22 protein-coding genes, 1 other RNA gene and 1 pseudogene are annotated in these 26,657 nt (G+C 35.2%); 8 read left to right on the forward strand and 16 right to left on the reverse strand.

What is annotated here, in order from left to right; genetic code table 11:
* Window positions 1–102: 102 nt before the first annotated feature.
* From FLS47_RS11925 to FLS47_RS11965, 9 genes are all read right to left on the reverse strand, one after another.
* A complete protein-coding gene (locus FLS47_RS11925; protein WP_149914598.1) occupies window positions 103–2,169 on the reverse strand; it encodes a GH92 family glycosyl hydrolase in 2,067 nt (688 codons plus the stop codon).
* A gap of 24 nt (window positions 2,170–2,193) precedes the next feature.
* Complete coding sequence (locus tag FLS47_RS11930) at window positions 2,194–3,360, reverse strand: glycoside hydrolase family 76 protein (RefSeq protein ID WP_149914599.1); 1,167 nt, start codon at window positions 3,358–3,360, stop codon at window positions 2,194–2,196.
* Window positions 3,361–3,364: 4 nt separating this feature from the next.
* The gene (locus FLS47_RS11935) at window positions 3,365–4,570 is read right to left on the reverse strand and encodes a glycoside hydrolase family 76 protein (protein WP_149914600.1); all 1,206 of its coding nucleotides are present in this window, start codon (window positions 4,568–4,570) and stop codon (window positions 3,365–3,367) included.
* A gap of 11 nt (window positions 4,571–4,581) precedes the next feature.
* Window positions 4,582–5,718, reverse strand: coding sequence for a SusE domain-containing protein (locus tag FLS47_RS11940; RefSeq protein WP_149914601.1), 1,137 nt, complete (start codon window positions 5,716–5,718; stop codon window positions 4,582–4,584).
* 18 nt (window positions 5,719–5,736) lie between these two features.
* The gene (locus FLS47_RS11945) at window positions 5,737–7,341 is read right to left on the reverse strand and encodes a RagB/SusD family nutrient uptake outer membrane protein (protein WP_149914602.1); all 1,605 of its coding nucleotides are present in this window, start codon (window positions 7,339–7,341) and stop codon (window positions 5,737–5,739) included.
* A 10-nt stretch (window positions 7,342–7,351) separates the two neighbouring features.
* The gene (locus FLS47_RS11950) at window positions 7,352–10,237 is read right to left on the reverse strand and encodes a SusC/RagA family TonB-linked outer membrane protein (RefSeq protein WP_262713878.1); all 2,886 of its coding nucleotides are present in this window, start codon (window positions 10,235–10,237) and stop codon (window positions 7,352–7,354) included.
* A 181-nt stretch (window positions 10,238–10,418) separates the two neighbouring features.
* Entirely contained in the window at window positions 10,419–11,522 is a 1,104-nt protein-coding gene (locus FLS47_RS11955) for an ROK family protein (protein WP_149914604.1), read from the reverse strand.
* Window positions 11,519–12,688: an MFS transporter gene (locus FLS47_RS11960; protein ID WP_149914605.1), complete on the reverse strand. Its 1,170-nt coding sequence runs from the start codon at window positions 12,686–12,688 to the stop codon at window positions 11,519–11,521. Before FLS47_RS11960 ends, FLS47_RS11955 begins: the two co-directional genes overlap by 4 nt.
* Before the next feature lie 10 nt (window positions 12,689–12,698).
* Window positions 12,699–14,426 carry a class I mannose-6-phosphate isomerase gene (locus FLS47_RS11965; protein WP_149914606.1) on the reverse strand — a complete coding sequence of 576 codons (1,728 nt, stop codon included), beginning with the start codon at window positions 14,424–14,426 and terminating at the stop codon, window positions 12,699–12,701.
* Between the two features lie 122 nt (window positions 14,427–14,548).
* On the opposite strand from FLS47_RS11965, the gene FLS47_RS11970 reads away from it, so the two are divergent.
* Complete coding sequence (locus FLS47_RS11970) at window positions 14,549–15,277, forward strand: GntR family transcriptional regulator (RefSeq protein WP_149914607.1); 729 nt, start codon at window positions 14,549–14,551, stop codon at window positions 15,275–15,277.
* Window positions 15,278–15,334: 57 nt separating this feature from the next.
* Here the strand turns inward: FLS47_RS11970 and FLS47_RS11975 are convergent, their stop codons facing one another.
* Together FLS47_RS11975 and FLS47_RS11980 are read right to left on the reverse strand one after the other, a co-directional pair.
* Window positions 15,335–17,245, reverse strand: coding sequence for an amidophosphoribosyltransferase (locus FLS47_RS11975; RefSeq protein WP_149914608.1), 1,911 nt, complete (start codon window positions 17,243–17,245; stop codon window positions 15,335–15,337).
* 173 nt (window positions 17,246–17,418) lie between these two features.
* A complete protein-coding gene (locus tag FLS47_RS11980) occupies window positions 17,419–18,738 on the reverse strand; it encodes an ammonium transporter (RefSeq protein ID WP_149914609.1) in 1,320 nt (439 codons plus the stop codon).
* Window positions 18,739–18,973: 235 nt separating this feature from the next.
* On the opposite strand from FLS47_RS11980, the gene FLS47_RS11985 reads away from it, so the two are divergent.
* From FLS47_RS11985 to FLS47_RS12020, 7 genes are all read left to right on the forward strand, one after another.
* A complete protein-coding gene (locus tag FLS47_RS11985; protein ID WP_149914610.1) occupies window positions 18,974–19,804 on the forward strand; it encodes an AraC family transcriptional regulator in 831 nt (276 codons plus the stop codon).
* An 81-nt stretch (window positions 19,805–19,885) separates the two neighbouring features.
* Entirely contained in the window at window positions 19,886–20,782 is an 897-nt protein-coding gene (ygiD, locus tag FLS47_RS11990; protein WP_223225266.1) for a 4,5-DOPA-extradiol-dioxygenase, read from the forward strand.
* 121 nt (window positions 20,783–20,903) lie between these two features.
* Entirely contained in the window at window positions 20,904–21,455 is a 552-nt protein-coding gene (locus tag FLS47_RS11995; protein WP_149914612.1) for a hypothetical protein, read from the forward strand.
* A 36-nt stretch (window positions 21,456–21,491) separates the two neighbouring features.
* Window positions 21,492–22,229 (forward strand): class I SAM-dependent methyltransferase, encoded by a 738-nt coding sequence (locus FLS47_RS12000; protein ID WP_149914613.1) that lies wholly within the window; start codon window positions 21,492–21,494, stop codon window positions 22,227–22,229.
* 55 nt (window positions 22,230–22,284) lie between these two features.
* Window positions 22,285–22,652, forward strand: a transfer-messenger RNA (tmRNA) gene (gene ssrA, locus FLS47_RS12005).
* Between the two features lie 101 nt (window positions 22,653–22,753).
* On the forward strand, window positions 22,754–23,107 hold the full coding sequence (locus tag FLS47_RS12015) for a Rieske (2Fe-2S) protein (RefSeq protein WP_149914614.1): 354 nt from the start codon (window positions 22,754–22,756) through the stop codon (window positions 23,105–23,107).
* Between the two features lie 80 nt (window positions 23,108–23,187).
* Window positions 23,188–23,463 (forward strand): hypothetical protein, encoded by a 276-nt coding sequence (locus FLS47_RS12020; RefSeq protein ID WP_149914615.1) that lies wholly within the window; start codon window positions 23,188–23,190, stop codon window positions 23,461–23,463.
* A gap of 6 nt (window positions 23,464–23,469) precedes the next feature.
* Here the strand turns inward: FLS47_RS12020 and FLS47_RS12025 are convergent, their stop codons facing one another.
* The 5 genes and pseudogenes from FLS47_RS12025 to FLS47_RS19140 form a co-directional block, all read right to left on the reverse strand.
* On the reverse strand, window positions 23,470–24,900 hold the full coding sequence (locus tag FLS47_RS12025; RefSeq protein WP_149914616.1) for an FAD-dependent oxidoreductase: 1,431 nt from the start codon (window positions 24,898–24,900) through the stop codon (window positions 23,470–23,472).
* Window positions 24,901–25,000: 100 nt separating this feature from the next.
* Complete coding sequence (locus FLS47_RS12030; RefSeq protein ID WP_149914617.1) at window positions 25,001–25,219, reverse strand: VF530 family protein; 219 nt, start codon at window positions 25,217–25,219, stop codon at window positions 25,001–25,003.
* 302 nt (window positions 25,220–25,521) lie between these two features.
* On the reverse strand, window positions 25,522–25,704 hold the full coding sequence (locus FLS47_RS12035; RefSeq protein ID WP_149914618.1) for a hypothetical protein: 183 nt from the start codon (window positions 25,702–25,704) through the stop codon (window positions 25,522–25,524).
* A 118-nt stretch (window positions 25,705–25,822) separates the two neighbouring features.
* Window positions 25,823–26,518, reverse strand: a complete 696-nt coding sequence (locus FLS47_RS12040; protein ID WP_149914619.1) for a hypothetical protein — start codon at window positions 26,516–26,518, stop codon at window positions 25,823–25,825.
* Between the two features lie 27 nt (window positions 26,519–26,545).
* Window positions 26,546–26,657 (reverse strand): annotated as a pseudogene (locus FLS47_RS19140) (IS982 family transposase); the annotation flags it as partial.

Genomic DNA, 26,657 nt, shown 5'->3' on the forward strand with positions numbered 1-26,657 from the left:
TTTCTGACAAACACATCACAAAATAGATAAAAAAGCCATGAGACACCCTATTTTTAAATAATTCAACAGTAATACACTGAATTACAGTGAGTTTGAGTTAAGTTAAAATGACTTGCTGAAAACAGGATCTTCATCCTGTCCATATCCATATCCATGTAATCCATCTATACCATAGAATTGATTACATATTGCGCGCACCCATTTTTGAGTTAAGTATGGCTTTCCAGAATAATTAAATAACCAAGATATATGAAGATTAGGTTGATTACCATGATTATATAGCGCATGAATTCCTGCAAACGCATCTACTGTCGTGCCACCACCGAACACATTCTTTTGTGATACAATAAATATACTATCAAGACGTGTATTGAATACATTGTGTCCTACTTTATCAATCAGTTTTTTAGGCTCATGAGGCACATAGAATGTATATTGAATAGCATTCCCCTCTTGAAATCCTGTCCATGGCGCCATTGGATCAAATTCTTTCAAAAAGCTTCCGTCTAATAATTTTGGTCTGATAAGCTCTGTCTTTGAATCAAACAAATTTTCCCAATTGGAAGCTAATTTTGATAATTTGTGGTAATCCTCTTCTTTGTTCAAGTGTTTAGCAAATTGCGCCACCGCAAAACTGCTGTAAGCGTATTCCATTGTATGTGAAGCCCCGAAAACAGAACCTTCATCTTGTTTAGTAATAAAATACTCATCACTTGGTATGTAAGGGCAATAGCCTCGGCTAACAAAAGAAGCAACATCCAATTTTCCTGCACCTGCAGGTCTGTTTAATCCTTCGATTTCATTTTTTAAAGCAGCTTCATAACCTAAATTAACATCAAAATCACGTATTCCTACATTATAGGCAGAAGCAATAGCCAAACCCGTAAAATTTGTGCCTACCCCTGAGACATATTTACTATTAGCAATCCCATCACCAAGCCATCCTGTCTCTTTGTATACTAAAAGTTGGCTTTTCAACCAATCCGAATAATATTCTGGATATACTAGCGCCCACAATTGGGTTAAATTCCAAAATCCACCCCAAATTGCATCTGTATTATAATAATTAAATTCAGGAGCATCATTTATAATATTTATGTGCCCCACAGTACCGTCATTACGAGGATATGCTCCATTCACATCGTTTACCAATCCTCTTCCTAAAAGTGCATGGTACAATCCTGTATAAAACTTTACGCGATCATTTTGTTCTCCACCATCAACTTTGATTCTGCCTAACATTTCGTTCCAGCGATTTAAAGCGACATCCTTTGCTTGATCAAAACTTAAATTTACAGCTTCATTTTCAAAGTTATTTTTCGCGTTATCAATAGAAGTATAAGATTGTCCAATTCGCACGAGTACCTCCTCATTTTCTTCTGTTTCAAAGTTAACAGCTAAGCATGCGCCCGTACCTTTAATTGATGTTTGGTCGGTTAATAACTTACCACGATAAAATGTATGCACTTTCTTTGCAGGCTTACTTAGTTTAGCGTAGAAATACATCTTTATAGTGGCTTCGGGCTGATATTTTTTAACATATTCAGGTTTTGTAATAACATAACCTTCAATCGTCGTCGAATCTTTCAGATTAATATAAGCATCTTGAGCATCACCACTTTCGCCAAGCTTATTACCTATATCAAATAAAATGTATGCATTATTCGATTTCGGGAATGTATATTTTTGGAAACCTACTCTATCCGTAGCGGTCAATTCTGCGGTTGTATTATACTTATCTAATACAACTTTATAATAGCCTGAAGTTGCAAACTCGCTATTTTTTTTGAATGAAGATCTATAACCTTCATCAGGTGTTTCCAAACTACCTGGAGAGGTTTTCAATTCACCGACCACAGGCATAAGCATAACACCACCAATCTGAAATTCGTGAAAACAAGCAAAACCTTCTATCGATTGGTGTCCATCTTCATATCCCACAGCTTCCCAGCCATTCGCATTTCCATATGATCCATTTGTTGAAGGTCCGAGTTTTGCCATTCCAAATGGAACAGCACCAGGGGTGTAGAAGAACCATCTACTATGCACACTTCCTATATTTGGATTTACGTATTCATTTAATTTGACATTATTTTCTTGTCTATCTGCGCACGAAAAAGCGAGTAGACATAATGCTAAGCAACTAAGTAAAATGTTTAATTTTCTCATTATTTATTTTTCAAAATTTAGATTTTATAACAATCCTATTCGGGTGTAAAGTTCAATCATGCACGAAGTATCCAATAACCATTTTGGCTCATTTTTTTCGTCTTTTCGTGCAGTCCAATCTTTATATGGTAATCCTTCAACATCCCTAGCATTTTCCCAAATCCATTCTACACTCTCACGAATAGCATTAATATATTTTGGGTTTTTATCTATTTTATACAAATCTTCAAATCCTCTATACAACACCAGCGTAAACCATGGAATATCCTTCACAAAAGGGATTCCGTTATCCATTCTAGCAAAGAAAAATGCATATGCACCATTAGCCATTCTTTGCGCATCATTGAGATACTTTTCATTTTTAGTTATGGTGTACAAATGCACAGCAGATTGAATCATGGTTCCTGTATTATAGGTATAAGGATGTTTTTGTATTTCGGTCTTGATTTGATCTTTGGTTAATAATGAATTCCAAATGATGTGCAGGGAATCATCAAGTAACGTCGACATCATCCAATTATACGATTTTATTCCATAGTGAAGAAACCTAACATCTTTAGTTGCGTTATAGATTTTCAATGCTAATACAGTTGCTTTTCCATTGGTACATGCTGGTTTTTGGTCTCGTACACCTTCCAACCATGAAGCCCCTCCACCTAAATCATCTGTCCACCCACTTTCTATAAAACTCATTATCTCGATAGCTTTGTTTAAATACTGCTGATCGTTCGTCAATGTATATGCATCTATATAATCAATTCCAACTAATCCATTATCATCGTAATACCTGTCTACTTTTTCGAATTGTGTAGGATATGCTTGATACCCCTTTGGGAATCTTGTTGTATCCAGATAGAGTTCGACAGCATTTACCATAGAATCAAGATAGGCTTTGTATTTCACGGAATCAACTTCCATAAGTACATTGACTGACGAAAAGACACCACTCATTGGCCAGAGGTAAGATACTTCTTTTGTTTGTTGTTCTTGTTGGTGAAAATACGTAAGATTTGGTTTATATGAATTAGGATAATACTCTGCAAATAATCCATACTTAGGGACGCGATATTTATTCCAAATGATTTGGAAAAGCTCTTCACCTCTTTGAATATTTTTATTCCCCATGTGTTGTGTTAGTCCAATCATCATATTTGAACCAAAAAGCATTAGAAATAAAATAAGTATTTTCATATTTCTATTTTATTTTATCTCCTCTATAATTCGCCAAAGCTCCATAAGACTCAACCACCGCCCCTTGCATTAGCAAAGAATAATATCGACCTCGATTACCTCCCGTCCAATCTTCAAAGAAAAAACCAATGTCAGTTCTTGCTTTATCATATCCATGATTTATAAAAGCAAAATAAGTGTTAATAAAGGTCTTCGCTTTATCATCAAATGGACTTATATCAATATAGGCCAACAATAGTTTCGTATTAAACCATGGGTCTGTATCAGTATATGACAAAATACCATTACGGTTCTTTACAAAATAATCATACGCTCCTTGCGCAGTAATCTTTGCTTGATTTAAGTATTCAATGTCTTTAGTAATTTGATGCAATCTAATTCCGTTCTGAATCATTACCGCTGCATTGTATGTCCACAACCTTGTATTTATCGTACCATTTGCATTTTTGTCATTCCAATAGCATTTAGATGATGCGTCATACAAATTTTCGCGTAACCATTGATAAAGCTCTTTGGCCATTTGCAAAACTTTAGTCTTTTCCGATTCAGGACATACCTCATAATATTTTAGAAGGAACAGCATAGCATAGCCATTTGAACAGGTTGGTTTATTTGCATCAGATTGAGTAGAATTATACTTAAAATCCTCATTCCACCACATTGCTCCACCTAATTTATTATCTATACCACTTTCGAGAAAAGGAACTATTTTAGCGGCTCGCTCTAAATAAATAGGATCCTTTGTTAAATCATAGGCCTCTAAAAGATTTATTCCTACAATAGAGTTATCGTCATAGAAACGAGTTCCTCCGCCTATATTACCATTGGTAGATGAGCCATATGCTCCTATGTTATTGTTATAAGCAGATTGAGTATAATATTTTTCAAAACCATTAACCACATTTTTATAATTCACATCATAGCCAATTTTATGCAATTGTGCTGCACCACTTACCACTGCATCATAAGGCCATAGAAATGAATAATTAGCATCACCTTGTTGCATTGGATAATTTTCTTTGAACAAATCACCTGCTTTATAATACTGATTTATCAATCCGAAAATTTCAAATGCTCGCTTTGCACTATTCACTTCTGAAGTGGGAGGAGTGACACCTCCTTCTGGCCTCACATATTTTTCTGATCCATCATCACATGCAACCAAAACAAATAATGAAATGACAATCGATATATTTTTAATTACTCTCATAAGTATTCATATTAAGGATTTGTAATATTCGTGAATTCATGAATCATCAAATTTTCCTTATTGGTATTGATAGAAATTGTTGCTCTCTTATTATTTAGGTTTCCACTCATTTTCCACAAATGATCCCATTGGCTCCAATTAAATTCGCCAAGTTCATAGAATTTTAAAGATTCATTTCCTGTTGGTCGTTCAGGGCTAATTCCATCATTCCTTCCCCAACATTTATCTACTCCATCCACTGAAGCAATAAAATAATATCTTTCTTCAATCCATGACAGCCAACTTGGAGGATTGGTAGCAGGTACATTTGGATCAATAAAACGAATTAAGCTATTGGAAGCAGTAAATTTGCCATTACCTGTGTAGGCTAAATTGCCAATTACATCGAAGGTGGCTCCCCAAACACATCTTACATTTGAAATCAGCTCTGATTTGACAGACAATGTATTAAAATCTACAGTAATGCGATATGGATTAGTTTGAGGTGCTAATTGTAAGCTTCCACTTCCTTCTTTTAGTTTACCATTATCAATTGTATAATCAAACGATTCATTTCCAGATAAGCCTTTTAACAATAAATCACCATTTCCACCAACTTTCGAATACACTACATATACCCCATCTTTCGCCTTACGAAACAATGTACCTTGTTGCCCTTGGCTTTCATTACCAGCACCATGTAAATATAGAGACTCAGGCATATTGTCAATACCTTCACCCCTTACGACTTCGATATCTCTAGAGGCTTCTGCTATTTTTACAACGCCAGCTTTAGAAGCACTTACAGTCCAAGTAATGACACCGTTTTCTCCAGGTAAAACACCTGCCTTACGCGCTATAGCATTTAAAGTTGCATGTGTCATAGTAAGTTTTGACAATGCACCTAAATCACTTTGCATCACTTCTACAGGATCCTTCATATTCGTATCTTTTTTAAAGAACTGAACTTCATATAGCACATAGGATCCATCTTCAGCACCACCTCCATCCCAACTAAACTCTACGTTTTGAGTTGAAGTCACATCAATTTCAACCTTAGTCGGTGAAGAAAGAGTGGACGGCACGTTAAATGCAGTGCCTAATTCATAGTTTTTCTCACAGCTTAAGGTAACAAAAACTACTAGTATACATAATAATAAGTTTCTCATAATTTGATTAGGTTAAGATTACCATTCAGTATTCTGAGTTAAATTTTTATTTAAATCTCTTTCGGATTGTGGAATAGGCCATAAATAGTGCTTGGCAGGATCAAAACTTCTGTTTTCTACACGGATAAATCCATTATCCGTTCCTATAGCATCTCCTGTATACATACCATGAGCCCAACCATTCAAGACTTGGTCAGCAATTTTCCATCGCATAATATCTAGATGTCTAAGTCCTTCAAAAGCCAACTCACTTCTTCTTTCTTGTCTAATTATTTTGCGCAAATCACTAGTTCCGGGAAAATCAAGGGCTCTGCTTTCTGTAAAACCTGCTCTTACGCGCAAAGGTCTGATTGTTCTATTCCACTCTGCATTATTCATCGCACCTGATTCAATTAATGCTTCTGCGCGCATTAATAAGATATCGGCAAAACGAATTAAAATTATATTTAGACCTGAATATAAATTTGACCTATACTTATTATCCCAATATTTTTTGAAATAATATCCAGTTGCAGATGCATCTGAAGAAAAACCAAAACCATCTGGCGATGATCCCTTTCTAGTATCCACTACATGTTGTGTTCCATTCTCAAGTGTATAGGAGTTTCCAGTATACATGACTGTGGCTGCTAATCGAGGATCCCTATTCTCAAAAGGATTAGATGGATCATAACTAGTAACTGGGGCTTCTGTAATTGAATAACCATCCAATGTAATGTAATTATTTACTAATTCCTGCAGAGGTGATAATTGCGAGTAGCCTCCTAAAGATGGTGGCAAAAAATGATATTGCACCTGATGCTCTCTATCTACCGACTTGTATTGTACATCAAGTATGACCTCGCTATTATTCTCATTTTCAACTGTGAATAAACTTTCGTAATTCCCATGAAGACTGAATCCACCTTCATTTATTATTTTATCGGTAATGGACAAAACTTCAGCATATTTACCATTACCTTCAAAAAGAAGTATGCGAGCTTTCAAGCTCATAGCTGCCCAACGTGTTATCCTTCCTACATTTTGCTCATCATAATCGGTGGGCAAATAATTATTGTTGATAATTTCATCCAAGTCATTCAACACATTTTCAACAATATTTTGTCTAGCTGTCCGACCGATGTTTTTTGATTCATCAATGGAAATTACGTGGGTAAAATATGGAATATCACCAAACTTAGTATACAATTCAAAATAGTGATATGCACGAATAAATAGTGCCTCACCTCGAAATCTATTCTTTAGCGCTTCACTTAAATTGGGAACTAAATCAATATTTTGGAGTAATTGATTACATTGATGAATACCTGCATATCGATTAGCCCATACTGAATGAACATAGCCATCAGCGGTAGAATAGGTTCCATTTCCTATATATTGATTATAGCTATTTGTGACTTTGGTATAAGCATTATCTGTCATAGCATCTGCGTATAAAACCTCATATGCATTATTTAGTCCTTGATAACATTTATTAACCATATACAATGCAGATTCAGGATTATTCCAATATTCAACATCTGTAGTTCGATCATGTGGTGTGAGATCCAATTTATTACAAGAAGTGACAATATTAGCCGTTAGCAATGACACTAATGCATATATTATTTTTTTACTTTTCATGGTGTAGAAATTAAAAGTTAACACTTAATCCAAGAGAGAATGTTCGATTGACAGGATAAATTCTTCCGGAACCATCAGAAGCTTCGGGGTCCCACCCTCCTTTCATTTTGGTTATTGTGAGCGCGTTTTGAATACTTGAGTATATTCTTATGGAGTTCAAAGAAACCTTGTTTGTCCATTCTGATGGAAGTGTATATCCAAGTTGAATATTTTTTAATCGCAGATACGCTGCATTATCAATCCAAAAACTTGATTTTGTAGCATTATTTGCAGATTCAGCTCCTACTGTAAGTCTAGGATAAGTAGCATGGGGATTCATGGTAGTCCATCTATCAATATGAAAATCGAAAACAGGACCCTCATTATTATTGTGGAAAGCTTCTACAGATTCGCCGCGCATCCACACGTTTCTTTGCCCTACACCCTGCCAAAACATAGAGAAATCAAGACTATTCCAATTGGCAGCATAGTTAATTCCATATAGAATTCGGGGGAATCTATTGCCTAATATAAAACGGTCATCATCTTCTTTAATAGTTCCATCGCCATTCTTGTCAATATATCTAATATCCCCAGGCTTAGGGGTTATACCAGTCAGATGTGGTCCACTTGACACCTCTTCATTATTCTGAAAAAATCCATCAGCACGATATGCATAATATGAATGTATTGGGTATCCTTCTCTAACTATAGTATTCACATCAAAACCACTAATCCATTCCGTACCTTTTATGTCAATAACTTTATTCTCACTATCCGAAATATTCGCGGATAAAGTGTGATTTACATTTCCTGTATTGAATAAATATCTTGCTGCAACCTCCCATCCCTTATTCTGTACTCTACCTGCATTCTGAATAGGCGCTCCAGCACCATATAAACTTGGTACAGGAATGGCTATCAAAATATCATAAGTATCATTTACATAGTATTCAGCAGATAAGGTCAGTTTATTTTTTAATAATCCTAAATCGGCTCCTATATTAAACATACTTGTAGTTTCCCATCTTAGATCAGGATTTACAGCATCAAATGATGCTACTGGAAACATTGTATTTCCAAAATTGTAACCTTGTACGACATTAACCGTAGCTTGATATTGATAATCAGCAATACGATTGTTACCAACCAATCCCCAAGATGTTCTAAGCTTAACTGATGGCAATATATTTTTCAAATTCTCGGAATAAAAATCTTCTTCCGAAATACGCCATCCTACTGACATTGACGGAAACCATGCCGACCGATTACCTTTTCTAAACTTAGAAGAAAAATCATCTCTGATATTGAGCTCAAGCATATATTTATTAGCATAGTCATAATTCAAACGCATTAAAAATGAATAAATCGACCATTCAGACTGCCACTCTTGATTACCCGTATTGGTAGTTTGCAAGCCTCCCATAATATCGAAATCGTTACTATCTTTTATTCTAAAGGTCTCGAAACGATTGTCAGTACCTCCTTCGTAAGTAAATCCCGCTAATGAAGACAACGTATGAGCCCCCCAGTTTTTGTCGTAACTTAATAATAAATTAGAAGTAATATTTTGGATTTTTTGAGAACTGTTTGTACTTCTATTTTCCAAATCACCAGAACCAGGAATTGCTGCTCTATTCTCTTTTAATCTATTGTAATACAACTGACTTCCTAACATTCCCTTCAACTTCAGTCCATCTAAAATTTTAAACTCTGCATTTAATATTCCTGATAGATCATCATTTGCGCTAGATCTCAAACCACCTTTTTCTAACCGAGCTAACGCATTAGAATTACTACCACTTGGATAATTGTACGTTCCATCAGCATTCAAAATTGGATAAATTGAAGGCATGCGCGTAGCTTGCTCAATTATCCATTCTGTCCAGTAGGCGTGATCCTTAATTGTATTACGCGCATAAGCTGCCAATAATCCAATTTTAAATCGGTCTGTAACCTGAGACTCTATATTTGATCGAAAATTAGCACGATCTAATCCGTAATCAGGTCCTTTAAGCATACTTTCTTGTTGGGTATAAGCACCAGAGACTAAATAAGTTGTTTTATTATTTCCCCCAGATATAGATAAATCATGGGCTGATTGAGGTGACGTTTCCTTGTATATTTCTTTCATCCAATTTGTATTTTTATAATTCTGCTTGAAATCCATGATTTGATCAGCAGAAAATTGTACAGGACGTCCAGAATTATATAAAGCTTCATTTCTTAATTCTGCATATACCCAAGGTTCTACAATACTGGGTAAGAAAGTAGGAGTTTGGCTCGCTAAATTAAGATTGTAACGGATGATAGAAGAATCTTTATTCCCCCTCTTTGTAGTAATTAATATAACGCCATTTGAAGCTCTTGATCCATAAATTGCGGCTGAGGATGCATCTTTCAAGACTGATATATTTTCAATATCCGACATATTTACATTCTGAATATCTCCAATTATACCATCAATAATAACCATTGGGTCATTGTTATTCAAAGTATTTATTCCCCTAATGTTAATTGCTGGCCGACTCCCTGGCTGAGAAGTACTTTGCTGAATTGTTAGTCCAGGCGTAGTACCTTGCAAAGCCTCAACGACATTAAGTACTGGCTTGCTTTCTAATTCCTTGACGTTCACAGAAGAAATTGCGCCAGTTACGTTAGATTTTTTTTGTGTACCATATCCGACCACAACAACTTCATCCAAAGTATTTTCAATGGACTGCAAGACTATCCTTAAAAATGTTTCACCATTCAATTTTACCACTCTAGTGTCATAACTGACATGACTGATACTAATAGAGGCATCAGGTTTTGAGAGTTCAATAGTAAAATTTCCGTTGGCATCTGAACTTACACTTATTCCATCGGATCCAGTTACAGAAGCTCCGCTGATTGGCTCATGAGTAGAATTAACCAAAAGTCCTCTTAGTGAATGATTTGTTTGGCCCAATAAATTCGGACTAAAAAACAGAAATGTCGTGCAAAATATAATAAGATATTTTACAATGTGCTGGAAAGAACAGAGATTAAAATCCCTGTACCAGTTTCTTTGAATTGGTATTAAATCTTTCATTAGATCATAATTAAATTGTTTACAACTAGTTAGGTAAATACCCAAACTTGTATAATGCATAAGCATATGCACCAAGTGAGATTGATGCACTTGTTCCTAAGGTAGTTTTCATAATAAATGTTGTTTTTATAGGATTGTAGGGGATTTGTTTTATTGAATAGGGAATTTTAATATTTTTATGATTGTTTAAAAGGTTATCTATTTTAATCTCTGGTTTATAATGCAAAACATTCATTTGCAATCGAGCTGTAATTTCATTAGCATTCAATTCCAAAGTAGAATTTAGTTCGTTTAATAATGCTGGCATTATATATTTTGAACCACGCATAAGCCCTCCACCCAAAACGACTATACCATCTATAAAAGTGAGTATATGTGCAATTGCATCTCCAGCAGCCTCACCTAATCTACTAAAACTCATTTGAGCCGCCTTTTGGTCGCCTTCCAACTCGCCTTCTGCTATTGAAAATACATCTTTAGGCGTCAAACTGTTATCTTGTTGCGAAGTGAGCTTGTTGTATACTGAAGTTATAGCACGTGCACTTACACTCTCTTCAATAATCTTATTTGGATAAAATTTATTTCTAAACACCCATACATCTCCACCACAATCGTTATCTCCAGTCAAAAGTCTCCCATCAATTACCACCCCAGAACCAAAACCAGTACCAAACGTCAAACCTATTACATTTCTGTATTTTTTATTAATGTTATCAGATTCCAGCCTTCGATTCAACATAGGCAAAGCACCACATAATGCTTCGCCATATGCAAATAAATTTCCATCGTTATTAATAAAGACGGGTATATTAAACACTTCTTCAAGATATGGACCTAAAGCTACCCCTCCTTTGAAGGCTTTCATATTTGGTAAGTCTAGAATAATACCTTGTGTATAATTTGCTGGTCCTGGGAAAGCAAAACTTATGGCAACAGGAGACTCTGATAACATATTCTTTATTTCCTGAAATCCTTCTACAATTTGTCTAAGACATTGATCTAGATCATCAGAAAATGCAGGCTTTGTCAGCATTGGTGTTATTACTTTATAATTTTGAATAGCAGAGAACACTAAATTCGTTCCACCAGCATCCAGTGTCATGACTATACAATCATCTATTGTTCTCATAATGCAGATTTTTTATATAAGAATATCGTTAAGGAAAACAAATAGCAAGCGCAAACAAGCATAAGTAGAAAGGCCGACCACAAACCAAATTGTGTAGATAAATAACCTGCTATTGGTGTTATTATCGCGCCCCCAGCTACTCCCATTATCATTAATGATGAAAGTTCATTGGCTTCTTTTTTATTATAATTCAAAACATTTGAGAAAATAATTGAAAATACATTTGCACAACTTATGCCTATAAGCACAACTCCTAAATACAGAGACCACGCAACGCTTGTTCCAATCAAAAGAAAAAAACCAATGAAAGAAATAAGCATACTCCATTTAAAGAAATTATTACTGTTATATTTTAATAAGATTATTGCCCCCAAGAAAGCACCTACAGTTTTAGCAGCAAAATAAACACTTATGCCATATGCTCCTTGTTGGACTGTAACACCTAACTTTTCGCTTAGTAAAAGAGCTATATTTGTATTCATGCAAACATCAATACCCACAATAACTAAAATTCCAAGAAAAGAAAAAGCAACAAAAGGAGACTTTAAAAGTATCAATGTTTTTGAAAAAGTAGCTCGCTGGTAATTTGATTGATCTCCGCTTGTCTCATCGATCTTTGTATTGGCAAGTAAAATTGAACAAACTATAGAAAATAATGAATAAGCAAACAATACGTATGTCCAATTACCAAACTGAGCAGCAAAAAGACTGGCTAAGATTGGTCCTAAAAAAGAAGCGATTGCTTTGACAAATTGACCAAATGTTAACGTGCTTGCTAATCTTTGTGATGACACAACATCACTCACCAAAGGATTTAGAGAAACTTGTAAAAGTGTGTTTGCAATTCCTACTAATGCGAATGAGATCAATATAAAAATAAAATCATACCATATAAATGGTATGATTAAAGATAGGGATGTTATTATCACAGAAATTAAAACAGTGTTTTTTCTACCGATTCGATTCATCAAAAAGGCAGAAGGAATAGAAAACACTGCAAACCAAACAAACACCATCATCGGTATTAGGCTGGCTGTAAAAGTATCTAAATGAAAATCTTCTTTTATGAAATTAGTAGCAACACCAACCAGATCTACAACCCCCATTGTAAAGAAACATAACATCAGTACTATTAGTGAGGATCTTATTGAATTTGAAGTAGTCATAATATCCTTTTTAAATACGAACAAAAGCTTTCAATGTGATACATTGAGTTCCTTCAGCAATCCCATAGGGTCTAATCGTATAAGCACCTAATAAGGCAGGAATAATAAATGTCTCTGCATAATGAACGACAAACGGTTCAAAAGAATTAGTAGGACTTTCTACAACAACTTCTTCTCCTTCAACTAGATTCAAAACGTTCACACTAGAACCTGAGAAATGCTCTACTTTGGAAGTAAAGCTATGACGCCGAACTTCGATAAATTCACTAGGATGCAGACCTGTTTTCTCTTCTAGCCATCCTTCCCCTACTGCAATTTTTTCAATTCGGTTGACCAAATAATTTTTAGTGTATTCTTCTTTACAATTTAGGTTAATAACCTGTTTCCCCCTTTCAATATTTATAGGTCTTGGTTTACCGTCTAAGCCTAAACGATCCCAATCCCACAATTTGAAAGTAAATAAATTTGGAGTGGAGCTAATTTCTAAGACAACAGAATTAGTTCCGGAGCAATGTATAGTACCGCTTGGTATTAGATAATGATCATGTTTTTTAATTTGGAAAGTATTAACAAACATTTCCGCATTAAATGAACATTTACCTTGTTGCGCCTCTTCTAACTCTTTAAACATCTCATCTCCATCTCCTACAGAATCCCTTAAACCTAAATAAACAACAGATTCCGGTTTAGCATCTACGATATAATAACTTTCGTCTTGAGTGTAGTGAAGCCCAAAATTATCTTTGGAAAAATGTATTGTTGGGTGAACTTGTAAACTTAGATTACCTCCTTCAACAGTATCCAAAAAGTCAAATCGTATAGGAAAATCTTTACCAAACCGCGCTTCTACGGGCTCCCCTAATAACTCTTTACTCTTTAGCAAAACGAGATTTACAGCAGGAAATTCATAGTTGACACCGTTGAAATTGAAAAGAATACTATTCTCCTCTGGTACACAATCGAAACCCCAACCATAATTCTCTTTGTCATCAGGCAAACCAAATTTTTCCTTCATCCATTGCCCCCCCCAAGGAGCGGCATCAAAAAATGGTACAACTCTAAATGGTGCTTGAATAATTTTCTCAATTCCAGTCAAAAAACTGGCATGACTAATTATTACTGGACTTGATGGATTATGCGTATCAACCCAATAATCAATTGAAGAAAATAATTTTTCCTTTAACCTGTCCGCTACTTTCCAATCATTAAAATAGCCTCGCTTATATTGCAAAGAAACAGGTTCATTTTTCGAGTTAACACCCAGCCCATCAACTTCATTCTTTCTAAATCGTTGGATGATTTCCCATCTACTCAAATCAAAGTAAACAACAGGCACCTCATTCCCAGCAGCTATACTCGATCCCGTTCCGATAATAAATTTTACTTGACCACTCTCAGTTATCTTTAATGCATTTAGTTTTTCGGTATCAAAATAATCATCAATTCTTAGTGGACTTATGTACCCAAACAAAACATCATTTGTCAAGAAGACTTCTGTCATTTTTCTTACCTCTTCCTCAGATTTGTAAAGAGACCGAACATCGATTATAGCTCCAAGATTTGCGGATTTAACAAATTCAATTATTGCTAATATATCTACACCAGGATAAACCTCTAACGATATAGTATCATTTGTTTGAACAAGCTCTTTAAAAATTAAGTATAACGAATTCCACCCAACGCACGCATTAGCATCAATATGTGTACTCGGAAATCGATTGTAATTTGGGATCCTCATAATAATATATAATATAAATTGGTTACAATATGTATGAACATATTAAGTTTGTTCAAATATAATTATATAAATACGAACATTGCAATTTTTTTTTATTTTTGTGAACCAACTTTTTACAAATCATGAATCTAAAAATAGATCACAACAATTCAATACCCCTTCATGCACAAGCCGAAAACATAATTAGGCAACTCATTAAGAAAGAAGAATATAAGAATGGAGAACTATTACCAAACGAAGTCGAATTATCCAAGAAACTTGGGATTTCTCGTAATACATTACGACAAGCGATTAACAAGCTAGTATTCGAAGGTTTGTTGGTACGTAAAAAAGGTGTAGGTACAAAAGTTGCTAATAAAAGTGTGTTAGGAGGGATAAAAAATTGGTTGAGTTTCTCTCAAGAAATGAAAATGCTTGGATTGGAAATAAAGAATTATGAGCTTAGAGTAAGCTTAAAAAAAGTTAACCAAGAGGTAACACACTTTTTTAATATAGATGAATCTGTACCATGCTTGACCTTAGAAAGAGTCAGAGGACACGCAGACTTTCCATTTGTCTATTTTATTTCTTATTTCAATCCAATTATTCCAATGGAATGCCAACAAAATTTTAGCCGTCCATTATATGAAATTTTAGAGAAAGAATTTAATATTATTGCCAAAACTTCTCAAGAAGAAATTTCTGCGTCTCTCGCTGGAGAGTATATTGCAAAGAAACTTGATATAAAACCCAACGATCCTATTTTAATACGAAAGAGATTTGTATTTGACATCAATAATAAAGCAATCGAGTATAACATTGGATACTATAGAGCTGATAGCTTCACTTACACCATTGAAGCTATCAGGTAATTACCAAAAAAGCTAATCGATTTCTCGATTAGCTTTAGTTTTAATATATAGGATTTATTAATTACTGAAATAAGCTCTTACGTTCTTTCCTTCCACCCAATTCATATAGGCTCTATTCACAGTTTTATTACCGCCTGGCGTAGGGTAATCTCCAGAGAAATACCAATCACCTTTATGGTTCGGACAAGCTTTATGTAAATTATTCAAAGTTTGGAAGATAATTTCCAATTCTGCATTCAAATTATGAGGTTTAACAATACGAGCAATTTCTTGTGAAATTTCCTCGTCAGTAAAAGGCTCATAAATTGCTTTTACATAATTTTCAACTTCATCCTTCGGCATTGCTATTGATGCAAGACATTTTTGGTACACTTCATCAATAATATGAGATAATCCGTTCTTTTTTAACAAATTTATTGCTGCCTCAAAAGCTACAAATTCTCCCATACGAGACATATCAATACCATAACAATCGGGATATCTGATCTGTGGAGCAGATGAAACGATGATTATTTTCTTTGGATGAAGACGATCAAGAATAGTCAAAATTGATTGTTTCAATGTTGTACCACGTACGATAGAATCATCAATTGCTACAATCGTATCTTGGTGATCGCGAACGATTCCATATGTCGTATCGTACACATGTTGCACCATATCTTGACGATCAGCGTCTTGCGTAATGAATGTACGCAATTTTGCGTCCTTGATGTTTAACTTCTCGAAGCGAGGATGTAAACTCAAAATATCATTTAACTCCTCATCCGAAATTTTCTCATCACGATTTAACAAAACTTCCTTTTGATAATCACGAACATAGGTATTCATGCCTTCCATCATACCGTAGTATGAAACCTCCGCAGTATTAGGAATAAATGAAAAAACCGTATTTTTAATATCGTTATTTAAAGTCTTTAGCACTTGAGGACACAAAAGTTTACCCAACTGCTTACGTTCTTTGTAAATATCTGCGTCCGATCCACGTGAAAAATAGATGCGTTCGAAAGAACAAGATTTTTGTTCCAAAGGCTGTCTAAACATTTCTTCGGTAACAGTACCATCTTTTTTGGCTATCAGGGCATGACCAGGTTTAATCTCCTTAACCGCGTGCAATGGAATATTAAATGCAGTTTGAATAACAGGACGCTCAGAAGCAACGACTATCACCTCATCATCTTGGTAATAAAATGCTGGACGAATACCTGATGGATCGCGCATTACAAAAGCATCTCCATGCCCCATAATTCCAGCAATCGTGTACCCTCCATCCCAAGTTTTAGCTGAACGCGTTAAGATTTTTGCTACATCTAAGTTTTTACCAATTTGAGCTGAAATTTCAATATTTGAATACCCTTCTTTTTTGAATTGATCAAAAAGTTCCTGGTTTTCATCATCTAAGAAATGACCGATTTTCTCCAAAACAGTGACAGTATCAGCCTGTTCTTTAGGATGTTGACCTAAATCATACAATTGCTGCAATAACTCATCAACATTAGTCATGTTGAAATTACCAGCAACTACAAGATTTCTCGTCATCCAGTTGTTTTGTCTCAAGAAAGGATGGCAGCTTTCAATACTATTTTTACCATGTGTACCGTAGCGCAAATGCCCTAATAATACTTCACCAGTAAAGCTAACATTGTCCTTTAACCATTGTGTGTCTTTTGATTCAGCTGGATAAGCTTTCTGAACCGCAGCAAATTTCTTTTGAACATATTCAAAGATGTCCGCTACAGCTGTAGACCCCATTGCGCGATAGCGACTAATGTATCTATTTCCAGGCTTTACATCAAATTTGATTGTAGCGATACCCGCACCATCTTGACCACGGTTATGCTGTTTCTCCATAAGAAGATACAACTTGTTTATCCCGTAGTAAGGCGTACCATATTTTTCTTGATAATATGAGAGGGGTTTTAGTAATCTGATCAGTGCGATACCACACTCGTGTTTTATAGCGTCACTCATAGTTTGAATTGATGACGCAAAGGTACAAAAATTACAAGCTACAACTACTAATGGAATTATTTTTATCGCAAAAAATTACTCGGCCATTACCAAAGGCCGAGTAATACACAATTTAGATAATATTAAGGAGGGATTCTTTATTTTGTATTAATCACTTAATTAAAAATTTCTACTTATAATTTTTCACCATGTTGCGAAAGATCAAGACCTTCTTCTTCCTCTTCTTCTTTCACTCGGATCGGCGTAATCGTATCAACAACTTTCAATAACACAAATGCTACAACTAGAGTAAACACAATTGCTCCGACTAAACCAATTAAGTGCGCGGTAAAAAGACCTGTCTCTCCATAGAATAAACCATTAGTTTCAACAACACTGTTAATAGAACTATGTGCAAATACACCAGTTAACAACATACCAACCATACCACCAACACCGTGGCTAGGGAATACATCTAAAGTATCATCCAAGTTTGATTTAGTTCTCCAAGCGATACACAATCTACTTACAATAGCAGCTACAGCACCAATTATTAATGAGTGCGGAACAGTTACGAAACCTGCTGCCGGCGTAATAGCTACAAGACCTACGACCACACCTATACATACCCCCATTGCAGAAGGCTTGATACCTTTCGCTGCATCAAAGAAGATATATGTTAAAGCTGCAGCTCCAGATGCTGTGGATGTAGTTGCTAAAGCTGTAGCTGCTAGTTGAGAAGCACCAAAAGCTGATCCAGCATTAAAACCGTACCATCCAAACCATAGTAAACCTGTACCTAATAATACATATGTAATACGTGCAGGAGTATGTTCTTTAAATTGTTTACCATTTTTCATATAAATAGCAGCAGCCAATGCAGTCAAACCAGCAGACATATGTACTACTGTACCACCAGCAAAATCTAACACACCTAACTTAAACAACAACCCATCTGGATGCCATGTAGAATGCGCAAGAGGAGCATATATGAATACGAAGAACAGACAAATAAACAATACGTAAGAAGTAAATTTAATACGTTCTGCTACTGCACCAGTAATAAGAGCTGGAGTAATAATTGCGAATTTCAATTGGTACATAGCGAACAACGTAAAAGGAATCGTCGGCGCACCTGGCCAAGGAGGTCCATCTACCACACCATTAAACATGAAGAATGTGGAAGGATTTCCGATTACTCCACCAAGAGATTCTCCAAACACTAGTGAGAAGCCAAAGACTACCCAAAGAACTGCTACTACAGCCATACAGATAAAACTCTGCAACATGGTAGAGATTACATTCTTTTTCTTTACCATACCACCATAGAAATAAGCTAAACCTGGAGTCATGATCAAAACTAGCCCTGTGGATGCCAACATCCATGCTACATCAGCACCATTATACTCGTAAGTTTTGCTTACATCTGGCACACCGGGAAAGAATAAACACAAAATCACTAAAATTGCAATCACAATTAGTGGAACGAAGGATTTTTTTTGATTAGTTTGCATATTATTTTTGGTTAATTTTCAATTCTAAACCAAAGTAAGTGCAAAATTTTTATAAAAACAAGACATAAATTACTTTTTTACCATTTTTTTGTTAATAAAAATATTAAAAATGTTTTCAAATTATGTGAAACCACAAAAAATCACTCATAAATCCAAAATTTATAGGATTATTTACATAAAAAATCAATTTTCATTAATTTCATAAAACTCATCATCAAAAAAAGTATCTTTAGGTATGCACGAGCTATTTAATATCTTCAAAATAGACGAATCATTAGTGGAATCCATCGCGAATAACCCAAATGATCCGCATCAACACGATTATGAGGAGTTAATTATAGTGTTAAAGGGAAAATTAACACATTTCATAGATTATAAAACACAAAACATAGTTGCGCCGTGCATCTCATTCGTAACCAAAGGTAAGGTTCATCGCCTATCTCCTGAATTAAACGATAAGCAATTTGATGGATGGTCCATACGATTCAAAAGTGAATTTATTCCAGAAATTACTTTTCAACTCTATAATTATTACCACGACAAAGCTAATTTTACGCTTTCAGATCACAAAAATGCGATCCGACTTGATACGATTTGCAAACTGATATACGAAGAGCACAGCAGTGAGACACCTGAATTGCCCATCATTAGAGAATTATTATCTGCCCTATTCACAATCGTCGAGAGTGAACGTAAAAAAGCATATAATGACAATCAAAATATTACAAATAACCAGAATATCACATTTCGTAACTTTTTGCAGATATTGGAAGAAAATTTCAGAAGGCCTGAAGGAGTTAACTTCTATGCAGAAAAACTTTTTATGAGCAGCAAATCCTTAAATACAATAACACAACATATATTACATCTTCCTGTATCAGAAATTATTGAGACCCGAAAATTAATTGAAGCTAAAAAACTCTTATTCACCACAGATAAAAGCGTTGCAGAAATTGGTTTTGAACTAGGATATCACGACAAAGCCTATTTCACAAGTGTATTTAAAAAGAAATCTGGACAAACGCCAACCGAATTTAGAGAAGATATGAAAAATCTACTTTCCTAAAATCACAACATTTTTTCCAAAAACTCATACCTCCCCCTATCCCATATTTCTGACCTTTGTATAGTAATTGAGAATAATACTATGCAAGAAGAGATGAATAGAAAACAATTTTTAGCCACAGCCGCTGCACTCCCTTTATCTGGAGCTGCTTATAAACTCAGTAAATTACAAACCTTTTCTACACAGTTAGAAAACACAAGTAAAATGCCGGTTCTTTTCTTGGGGCATGGCAGCCCTATGAATGCTATTGAAGAAAACGAATTTGTACAAGGCTTTCGCGATATTAGTAAAAAGATAGAAAAGCCCAAAGCTATACTAGTTGTTTCAGCTCACTGGGAAACTCGAGGAACATTTGTTACGGCTATGGATATGCCGCAGACCATCCATGATTTCGGCGGTTTTCCAAAAGAATTATTCGAAGTACAATACCCCGCTCCTGGTAGCCCTGAATTAGCGAAATTGACAAAGGAAATAGTTACAAGTACAGACGTACATTTAGACGATAAATGGGGGCTCGATCATGGCTCATGGTCCGTCATCAAGCACCTTTACCCTGATGCAGATATTCCAGTGATACAAATGAGCATTGACTACACACAACCGCCAGCGTATCATTACAAGTTAGCAAAAGAACTTGCTGCTTTGAGAAACAAAGGTGTTTTGATTGTTGGAAGTGGAAATAATGTCCATAACTTGAGAATGGTGTCGTGGCAACATTTGAATAGTACAGGATATGCTTACGATTGGGCAAAATACGCGGACGAAACTATGAAAACCTACATTCGTGATGGCAATCACCTTCCACTGATTGAATACCACAAGCAAGGCAAGGAATTTGAATTAGCCATCCCGACTCCTGAGCATTATATCCCTATGTTATACGCTTTGGGGCTCCAGGAGAAAAATGAAAACATTGATATTTTCAACGATCAAGCCGTTGCAGGGTCGCTTACGATGACCTCTTTCAAAATTGGATAAAAAATATTAGAATCTATTTATCTAAACAGAAACGGGAGTTTAATTCATTTTAAACTCCTGTTTTTTTTTTCACAATGCCCGCTATCATATTTTGTATATTTAAGCTATTAATTGTGCATATATGAGAACCTTTTATATTATATCGGCATGTTTCCTTTTCGCATGCCAACAACCCACAAAATCATCTGACTCAAAAAATATTTCGAATTATTCAGACAATAAATCTCTACAAACAAATTTTCAAAAAGATGAATTCGACACAATAGCAGCAAAAGATTGGCTTGAAAAAGGCATTATTGAACATTTCGATGGTACTAATTCAGATATGAAAGAGATTACAACTCCCGAATATTATGAATTTAAAATGGATGCTATGAATGTAAATTTGGACACGGAAGGAAGCCTTACAAAAGATGAATTTAAAAAAAAGTGGCAGAAAATTTATAAACCCAATATACATCCTTTGCATATCGGATTTCTAATTTCAGGACAAGACTGGGGAAATATTAGCGTACAGGAATCTTTTGTTAAGAATGTAGATAAGACTAATAAAACAATCATTTTTCGCACCGTAATTCGTGACGATGAATTTGGAATTAGTTACAATAGAGATATTGTAATTATTCATAATGAACAACAATATCTAATCGCAGATGTGTGGGAATACGATTAAAAAAAGTTAACTTTATTAGAACTAAGCATTTAAGCCATGAAAGATAATTTTTCTGTTTCACCCGAGCAATATGCCAAATATAGACCAGATTATCCGCAAGCTATATTTGATTTTATTTATCCGTTGTTGAATGAAAAAGCAAACGCATGGGATTGCGGAACTGGCAACGGACAAGTAGCACTAGAATTATCTAAAGATTTTCAACACGTAGAAGCAACAGACATAAGTGAACAACAATTGAATCATGCTTTTCAAAGTGATAATATTCATTATTCTATTCAACCCGCTGAAAAAACAAACTTTAAAGACAATACATTTGATTTAATTACTGTCGCGCAAGCAGTACATTGGTTTGACATTGAAAAATTCAATTCTGAAGTTAAGCGTGTTGGCAAGCCGAATGGTATTATTGCCCTAATAGGTTATGAACTCAACAATATAACTCCTGAAATCGACCAAATTATTCGACACTTTTACTCCAATATAATTGGAGAATATTGGGATCCAGAGCGCAGGCATATCCAAAATCGCTATCAACAAATACCTTTTCCTTTCAGAGAATTGGAAACTCCAGAAATCAATAATATTAAACTATGGCGTTTTGATCATTTGATTGGCTACCTCAATACTTGGTCGGCAGTTCATCACTTTAGTGATAAAAAGAATTATAATCCTATCTCGGAAATAGAAAACGACTTACGTGAGGCATGGGGAAACCAAGAAGTGCGCCGTGTAATCTTTCCAATTATTTTTCGGGCAGGACGTATTAAATAGCTTTAGCTTGATAATTTCACGTTTATTCACTATTTTTGTAGTCCATAATCATATTGGGGTCGACCGGAATTGACAGGATAGCGATGGTTATGTAAGCATGTAGTGCGTTGTTAGTAGAGCACTTTAATCTGAACTTTCACACTTATAACTGGCGAAGAAAACTACGCCTTAGCTGCTTAAGTTAGACTTAACATAGCTATTTGTCCCGTTAGATCCTGTTCTTTGGTTTAACATTAGGGGCATCGAACAATAGAACTGGTCACTGCGATTTTGCTAAGTAGTGATAAGACTCAGCAAATACGGAGAACGGTATAGGTAAGCGACTCACCTTCCCTCTCTCGACAATCAAAGAGAAGCTAAACATGTAGAAAGCGTAAATCATACTATGTTTGGACGAGGGTTCGAATCCCTCCGACTCCACAAATAAAAAAGCTCAATTATTTATTGAGCTTTTTTATTAGACAAAGGTACATATCCGAATATGTGAACTCTTAAATCAACCTATTTTTCGTATATTTAATCTAATGAAATGGATTAAAATTCCTTCTAGTGCACTACAAATAAAAGCACCAATACAATTACTTAAACTTGAGGGACGAAAGTTTTGTTTGATTTATCATGAAGGCAACTGGCATGCTACATCATACACTTGTCCACATGCTGGAGCCAATTTAGCAAATGGGTGGTGTGAAGAAGGGAAGCTTTTCTGTCCATTTCATCGGCACAGTTTTGATTTAGTAGATGGTAAAGGTGCGGTAGGCCAAAATAATAATATCAAAATTTACCGCATCGAAGAACGGGAAGATGGTATGTACATTAAATTACCGCAGTCATTCTTCAAAAGAATATTCGACGTTTTGTCTAAAAAATTTAATTAATTACCTTCAATAATAACTTTTTAATGAAATTTATATCACCTAAAAATCATTATTGAGGTAATACGCTTATATTTGCAGACATGAATAATGTGCAAGACAAAAATCCCTATCAATTATTTACGAAAACAATCTTGAACAGTTGGAAAGCACAAAATGTGGAATACATTAAAGTCGAAGAACTTTCGACGATTGACACCATCACCATTTTTGAACTCATTCCTGATTCTGAATTATTGGATTCAGCGAATGAAACATTATACCCTATTGATTCGGAAGATCTCGAAGATATGCTAATACCTAGCAAAAATACACGCTTTTTAGTTCATGAAATTTATATTGCGGAAGAAGATGAATAATAAAAGCTATTTTTTCTCACGAAATCCTCTAGGCTGATCACCGCCCTCAAATACTTTCATTGAATGTAACACCTCAACCGCAGCCGCGGAATCTTTAACTTTTACACTACTTCTCTCCATCATTTCTTTTTCAAAAGGCGTCAACACTTGTGCTCTTAACTCATCTTTCTTCCAACCAGTATAATGGAAAGTGTTGTAAATTTTTTGTGCTAACGCAAGAGCGTCTAACAGTGCTTGATTCGCACCTTGCCCTTTAAAAGGACTCATAGGGTGTGCCGCATCCCCTATCACAGTAACATTTGCACCATTCTCCTTTAATTCAGAATCCAATATCTCACGATCATACACCGGATAGCCTGATATATAACTAGCATCTGTAGCCGCAATAATTTGAGGAATAGGCGAATGCCATTGCACACGTTTTAAAGCTTCTTCTTTTAATGCAAAAGCTCCTTTTGCACTCAATTCTTTAGCTTCGCTTTCTGCCATAGGACAACTCAATTGCCACATCACGGCATTAGACGAATACGGCATGACATAGATACGATCTTTACCGTTAGCGGTTTGAAACACTGTACTACCATCCAACAAGTCAGAGTCTACATTACATAAATCATTCAGAAAACAAATACCTAATATTACAATACATTGCAAATAACGCAATGGCTTGACATCATCTGTCAATAACATGCTCCGTACACTACTTCTAATTCCATCTGCTCCAACTAACAAATCAGTTTTAGTATACTTTTCTTCACCATCTACCATAAAACGAAGCATTAGACTACCATCTCCCCCTTCTTCAAAATCCATAAACTGATGTCCCCATTCTAAACCAGTAGAATCTGACAACAATGTCAATAAACTTTGTCTAAGCGCTTGACGGGCTATATGCATATTAGATCTCTTTGGATTATTAACAGATTCACCTTTCGTCCATTTTCGGGTTCCCCACTCTCCGATCACCTTTCCTTCAGTGGTATGCACAAGGTGTCGTGTAGAAATAATCCCCTCAGCTAACGCTGTAATACCCAATTTCTTGAGAGCACGATTTGCTTGCTGTAAGGTCAAACCATAACCTTGAGAACGAGTATTGAAATCACAATCACGTTCGTATAGTGTGTATGGAATACCGCGATGAAGACATGCTATTGCAAGAGCCACCCCACCAATACCCGCGCCAATAATGGCGACATGCGGAAACTTATCTCTATTAGGAATAAGATAATCTGCTGTCGACAACAATCCTGTCCCCATACAATCTGGGCAATCAAACATACTCGCTTTGGGACGAGCCGGAACGGTTAACTTTTCAGTGGATTGGAGATATTTTTCATAAGCCAACTGATATTGTATACGTGCTTTTTTTGTCAAACGACGACTTTTTTTACCACGCCCAACACATTTTTCACATACTTTCCAACGACTGGTATTCATATTAAAAAGGACAACTTTTTACCGACTTATTTTTGCATCATACTTAGCTACTTCTACAAACAGCTACTATCAAAATCAAACAATGTTAACATATAAACGATTACTTAGCAAAGGTTTTTATATACAATTGTTCGACTTTTTCGCGTGCCCAAGGAGTTTTTCTCAAAAAAACTAATGAAGATTTAAGACTGGGGTTATCATTAAAACAACGAATCATTATCCTTCGTCCCATTTCCTCCCAGCCATAATGAACGACTAACTCTTCGATAATAGCATCCAATCTCTTTCCATGCAATGGGTTGTTTTGCTGTTTTTCCATAACGTAAAGGTACAAATCTTCAATTGCTAATTGAAAAAGTAAATACCATCAACTAAACTTGCATTTAGATACGCGCTATCATTGAAAATGGATTATCTTGGGTAGTAAGGCACTAAACTCACTAGCATCTAAGATCAATGACTCGAGGGAAAGGGGCTATAACCACATAGTGGACTCTCCTAATTTGGGATGTTAAATAGCACAAAAAGAAATCAACAAAATAACCTGCAGCAGTTTAAATAATATTACCGCAGGTTATCTTCAACTATACTACTGCATTATTTTAGATGATGTTTTGTAATTTATTTAATCATATCCCCATCTAAAGATTTAGTACAATCATCTTTATTATCTTCCAGCCTTTCATTTTTATCGTATACCTTAAGTATCAAATTATCGAATTCATAACAGATATACTTTTCAGTCTCTTTAATAGCTTTTGCCTTAGACAAATCTAAATCAATATCATTGGGTAATTTAATCATGTATATAATAACTGGTTGTATCTACAAAATACTACAAAAAAATTGACACTTCAATACGGAAAACCGTAAAAATTATAATAAATTGATATTATATTACCTCAAAAGCACGTAAAATAACCTAATAATACAATCCTGCTTCTATTCGAATTCTTGGAGTGTCCCACATATCTAGATTAGGAAGCTTTAACAACTTACAGATCAATGCAAACCAATGGGCATAAACTTCATCATGTAACTGCTTCATGGTTGTGGTGTGTCCCAATCTCTGTAAACAGCGATTGATCTTGATTGTATCCATGACATGGATATGTGATGGTAATTTTGAGAAACGCAAAAACTTATTAATACTAGCGCGTAAGGAAGATGTTTCAAAATACATAGGTCTTCGCAATAAGAGTTTCTTCTGATTAAAATTATAAAAATCCAAAAGCCGAATCAATGTAGCATCTGTCAATCCACCTAAGATGAGGACTCGATCAGAAAAATGCTTTAATGTTTGATGAACTATGCTTCTATTAATATATTGAACACTATACACATCACCAATCAGACTTTTTACTCGGATATCCAGCGGTATATAAGTGAAATTATACAAAATAGGGCAACCTTTAGTATCTAAAAATTCATTCAATGGGGTATGATACATATATCCGAAACGAAGATGTGGATATACAGATTTTAGCTGTATAATAATATCTAAACCCTCCATTCCAACAGATATTACATCTAGGCTTGCTAATAATTTTTGATAAGAGTCAGCTTTCAACCACTCCTCGAGCAGTTGGGCATTCGTAAAATTGAGATAGTTTTCCATTTAAAAATAAAATAACGTGAGTTCGGTTTAAGCAGCGAGGAATAATTGGTTTTCTTGCTGTTCAAACTGTATGTTTAAAGAAGGTTTTTTAGGGAAGAAAGCATAAGCAGCTAGTGCTCCCAAAATATTCAATAAGAAG

Source organism: Sphingobacterium cavernae, assembly GCF_008520265.1.
Classification (GTDB): Bacteria; Bacteroidota; Bacteroidia; order Sphingobacteriales; family Sphingobacteriaceae; genus Sphingobacterium; species Sphingobacterium cavernae.